At 74.6% G+C, this 4,532-nt stretch carries 4 protein-coding genes and 1 pseudogene; 2 read left to right on the top strand and 3 right to left on the bottom strand.

Annotation, left to right across the window (positions count from 1 at the left end):
* From H5J29_RS21795 to H5J29_RS21805, 3 genes and pseudogenes are all read right to left on the bottom strand, one after another.
* Positions 1-194, bottom strand: a pseudogene (locus tag H5J29_RS21795) (PIG-L family deacetylase); the annotation flags it as partial.
* A 107-nt stretch (positions 195-301) separates the two neighbouring features.
* Positions 302-955, bottom strand: coding sequence for a DUF998 domain-containing protein (locus H5J29_RS21800; protein WP_181782903.1), 654 nt, complete (start codon positions 953-955; stop codon positions 302-304).
* Positions 956-1,061: 106 nt separating this feature from the next.
* Complete coding sequence (locus tag H5J29_RS21805; protein WP_181782904.1) at positions 1,062-2,219, bottom strand: hypothetical protein; 1,158 nt, start codon at positions 2,217-2,219, stop codon at positions 1,062-1,064.
* A 207-nt stretch (positions 2,220-2,426) separates the two neighbouring features.
* On the opposite strand from H5J29_RS21805, the gene H5J29_RS21810 reads away from it, so the two are divergent.
* On the top strand, positions 2,427-3,647 hold the full coding sequence (locus tag H5J29_RS21810) for an acyl-CoA dehydrogenase family protein (protein ID WP_181782905.1): 1,221 nt from the start codon (positions 2,427-2,429) through the stop codon (positions 3,645-3,647).
* Positions 3,644-4,532: alpha/beta hydrolase (locus H5J29_RS21815; RefSeq protein ID WP_181782906.1), on the top strand; the 889-nt coding region annotated here is incomplete at its 3' end. The genes H5J29_RS21810 and H5J29_RS21815, both read left to right, overlap by 4 nt.

Consider the following 4,532-nt stretch of genomic DNA (forward strand, 5'->3'; position numbering starts at 1 on the left):
CGCGGAAGATCTCCACGCTCGCACGCTCGTGCACGGTCTCGGCCAGCGGGACCAGGGCCCGCGTCGCGGAGCAGGGCCATCAGGCCGCCGGAGAGGTAGGCCTCGTCGTCGGGATGGGCCCAGATGCCCAGCGTCGTGCCGAGGAGGGGGACGTCGGTGGCGGTGCGGACGGCGGGATGGGTCGCGAGGGTCATGAGGGCTCCTGGTGAGTGGGTGAGACGGTCCGACCGTGCCGGGTGGCGCTGTCACCGCGCCGGCGCGGGGCGGCGGCGCGGTGACAGCGGTCCGGTCGGCGGTCGTGTCAGTCGCGGACGGGCACCGCCGCGACCAGCACCGGCCAGCCGAACAGCAGCAGGACGACGAGGCGCTGGACCACGCCTGCCAGGTCGCCGTAGCCGACGGTCGGCAGCGCGGCGACGGCCACCAACGCCACCACCCCGGCGAGCGCCGACCAACGGCCCAGGGGCATCCGGGCCGGGTTCCGACGCAGGCCCGCGGCCAGCAGGAACGGCGCGACGGCCAGGACCGTGAACACGGCGAGCGAGACGAGCTGGTGCAGGACGTGGTGACCGGAGATCGTGCCCGCCTCCTCCGCCGCCACACACGCGCCGACGAAGTCCGAACAGTCCTGGCGGGCCAGGCCGACGACCACCATCAACGCGCCGCACAGCATCACCAGCACCGCGCCGGTGCGCCCGGCGATCCCGCGGGGCAGCCGCTGCCACAACGCGACGCCCGCGGCGGTCGTGCCCGCGGCGAGGGCCAGGAACCCGGCGACCATCACCGGGGCGGCGGGCATGCCGACGGCGGCGAGGGCGCTGATCCCCTCCCGCAGCGGGTCGTAGCCGGGTGAGAACAGCCCGGCGACCACGCTCGCGAGCGCGAAGAGGGCGAGACCCCCGACCGCGACGCGGGTGGCAGGGACGGTGCGGGCGGGGACGAGGGACAGGGTCATGGAGGGCTCCTCGGGAGGTGCGGCGGGCCGATCCCGCCGGGCCCCGTCAGACTTCCTCCGCACCCGACCCCGGCACGTCGGTGACCGCCACCCAGATCGGGCGCGATCACCTACCTACGGTGGCGAGGTAGCACTCGCGCGCCAGCAGTCCCTGCCGCAGCTCGGCGAGCAGGTCGTCGAGGAACTCGGTGCGGTACTCCTGGTCGGTGACGGTGTACACCGCGAAGTACAGCGCGGACAGCGCCGCGATCGCGATGCTGACCTGGATCAGCTCGTCGGACACGGGGACGTCGAAGCCCCAGAGCACGCCCGGGGTCGGCGGGCTCCCGACCCACGACTCGATCGTCGCGTCCGTGATCGCCAGCTCGCCGAACGCCAGGAACAGCAGGAAGACCGCCACGGACAGCACGAGCACCTGCAGGCCCTGCGCCACGAACAGCAGCGCGACCAGGTTCACCCGCTCCCGGCGGCGCAGCGGACGACGCTCGCCCACCTCCGTCAGCCGCTCGGCCCACGGGGAGAGCGGGGTGCGCGCGCACGCGGCGCGGATCTCGGGCAGCTCCGCGGGCACCTCGACGGCCGCGAGCTCGCGGGGCAGCCGGAAGGCCAGGAACAGCAGCAACACGGCCACCAGGAACCCGACGACGCCCCACAGCCGCCCGCGGGACAGGTTCGCCGACATCTGCCACGCCTCGGCGTTGATGAACAGGAATGCGACGAGCAGCAGCAGGAGCGGGATCGCCCGGCTGACCACGGACAGCAGGGGGACCAGCCGGACCACCAGGCGTCGGACGGCCCAGCCGAGCAGCGCCCCCAGACCGGTCACCACGAGGACCCAACCCACCGCGAGCAGCGCGACGGTCTCGACCAGCCCCGTCAGCGCCCTCCCGCGGAACAGGTCCGGCACGATGGTCAGCACGAGGGCGGCGGCGATCCCGACCAGCCCGGCGGTCCGGGTGCGCAGGGCCTCACGGGTCCGCCGCAACCGGAGGAACACCAGCACCGCCGCCACCGCCGTCAGGATCCCGGCCAGGGAGACCACGAGTACCCGCAGCCCGGCCTCGGGCGGCGCGACGAGCGGGTCCACACCGGGCAGGAGCAGCACCGCCGCCAGCGCGAAGGGCGGGGTGTAGGCGCCGAGCGCCACCGTGAAAGGGAGCATCCGGGCCACGGCCGGGTGGGCGCGCAGGTCGCGGACCACCCACGGCGTGCCCTCCCGCAGGAACCACCGCTCGACGGTCACGGCGGGATCGGGCGTCGGCACGGGGCCTCCTCCGCGCTCGGTGGACGTGATCGCTCCCGACCGTAGTGCGGGACGCCGCCGCGCGTGCCCCTGCAACGCCGTCGTGCCCGAGCCGCCCGGGACGCCTCTGCGCACGCCCTCGACAGCGGCGTGCGCTGTCGCGCAACGACGCGGGTCTGTCCCGCTCCTACCGTCCGAGGTCGATCACGCCACCCCGAGGAGGAGCACATGACACCGCCGTCAGTGACCGAGGCCGAGCCGCGGACCGGGAGAGCGTCCCGGTCGCGGCTGCACCGCAGCGCGGAGTTCGCCGCCGTCCAGCAGCGCATCGCCGGGATGATCCCGCTGCTGCGCGAGAGCGGGGCGGCCAACGACGAGGCGGGGCGGCTCGTGCCCGCCGTGGAGCAGGCGCTCGCCGAGTCCGGGGTGTACCGGATCGTCGTGCCCGCGGAGCTCGGGGGCTACGAGTTCTCGCCCGTCCAGATCATCGACACCATCGCCGCGCTCTCGCACGCCGACGCCTCGACCGGTTGGGCGGCGATGGCCCTGCAGATGGAGTCGGGCTTCGCCGGGGGTTGGCTCGGGGAGGCGGCCGTGCGCCGCTACTTCCCCGCCGACGGCGAGTTCGCCACCTTCGCGGGCCAGGGCGGCCGGTTCGGCAGCGCCGTCGAGGTCGAGGGCGGATACCGGCTCTCGGGCACGTGGCAGTTCGCCTCCGGTCTGCACCAGGCGAGCCACATCCACACCGCGGCGCTCGTGGAGGGGACCGGCGAACCGCGCGTCTTCCACCTCCCCAAGAGCAGCGCGACGCTGGTCGACAACTGGGACGTGCTGGGGCTGCGCGCGACCGGCAGCATCGACTACGTCATCGACGACCTGTTCGTCCCCGCCGAGCACACCTTCTCGCTCACCACCAGGGAGAACGTGCACGGCGGGACCCTCTACCGGCTGGGTCTGGCCAACCTGGCCTCGCTCTGCCACGCGGCGTGGGCCGTCGGCGTCGGCAGGCGGGTCCTCGACGAGATGAAGGCCTACGCGCTCCAGCGCAGCGGGACACCCCAGGCCGCGGTGGACACCGACCAGTTCCACGCCGGCTACGCGGAGGCCGAGGCGAGGTTCCGCGCGGCGCGCGCCCTGGTCTACGAGACCTGGGCGGCCAACGAGGCGGTGATCGACCGCGGCGAGCTGCTGGACGTGGACCAGGAGACGGAGACCAGGCTCGCCCTCGCCCACGTGACGTGGGCGGTCGAGGAGGTCACGACCTGGGTCTACCGCTGGGCCGGGACCACGGCGCTGCGGGACGGCACCCTCCAGCGGCTGTACCGGGACGTGCACGCGGGGACGCAGCACATCACGTCCGGGCCGGTCGTGCTGCAGCAGTGCGGCCGCCGGTTGGCGGGCCTGGCCCCGGACGGCCAGTGGGTCTTCCTGAGTCTGGTGGACCAGTGACCGGCGACGCGCTCGGCTCCGACCCGGTCGACCCCGAGCTGCGGGGGTTGGTGGAGGCCGCCCGCGGGCGTCCGGCCCTCTCCGCGACCCCGATCGCCGAGGCCCGCGCGGGGATCGAGCAGATGCTCGGGTCCCTGCCACCCGGACCCGCGCACATCGAGGCCGAGGACCTGGTCGTGCCGTCCGCCTCCGGCGGTGTCCCGGCCCGGCTCCACCGGCCGGCGGACCCCGCCGGGCTGCTCGTCTGGTTCCACGGCGGGAGCTGGGCGTTCGGCGGGCTCACCGCGTCCGACCGGACGATGCGCCACCTCGCGGACACCTCCGGGTTCGCGATCCTGCTCGCCGACTACCGGCTCGCTCCCGAGCACCGGTTCCCCGCCGCCGTCGAGGACGCCGTGGCGACGGTGGAATGGGCCGTCGCGAGTGCGGGCGGCCTCGGGTTCGACACGGTGTCGGTCGGCGGCGAGTCCGCGGGCGGGAACCTGGCGGCGGTCGCCGCCCTCCACGCCCGGGACGAGGGCTGGCCGCTCGACCTCCAGGTGCTCGTGTACCCGGCCGTGGACGGACGGCTGGAGGCGGCCTCGCTGAAGGAGTACGCCGAGGGCTACCTCGTCAGCGCCGAGGACGTCCGGTGGTCCTGGCGGCACTACGGCCTCGGCGAGCTCGCCGACGACGACGACTGGCGGATCTCGCCGATCGCCGGGGACCCGACCGGGCTGGCCCCGGCGCTGATCATCTCCGCCGAGCTCGACCCCGTCGCCGACGACAGCACCGCCTACGCGGACCACCTGCGCGCCGCGGGGGTGCCCGTCGAACTCACCTGCTACCCGGGCACCGTGCACACGTTCTTCGAGCTACGGGACCTCTCCACCGCCGCGCTCCGGG

Source organism: Pseudonocardia pini, from assembly GCF_013870575.1.
Taxonomy (GTDB): domain Bacteria; phylum Actinomycetota; class Actinomycetes; order Mycobacteriales; family Pseudonocardiaceae; genus Pseudonocardia; species Pseudonocardia pini.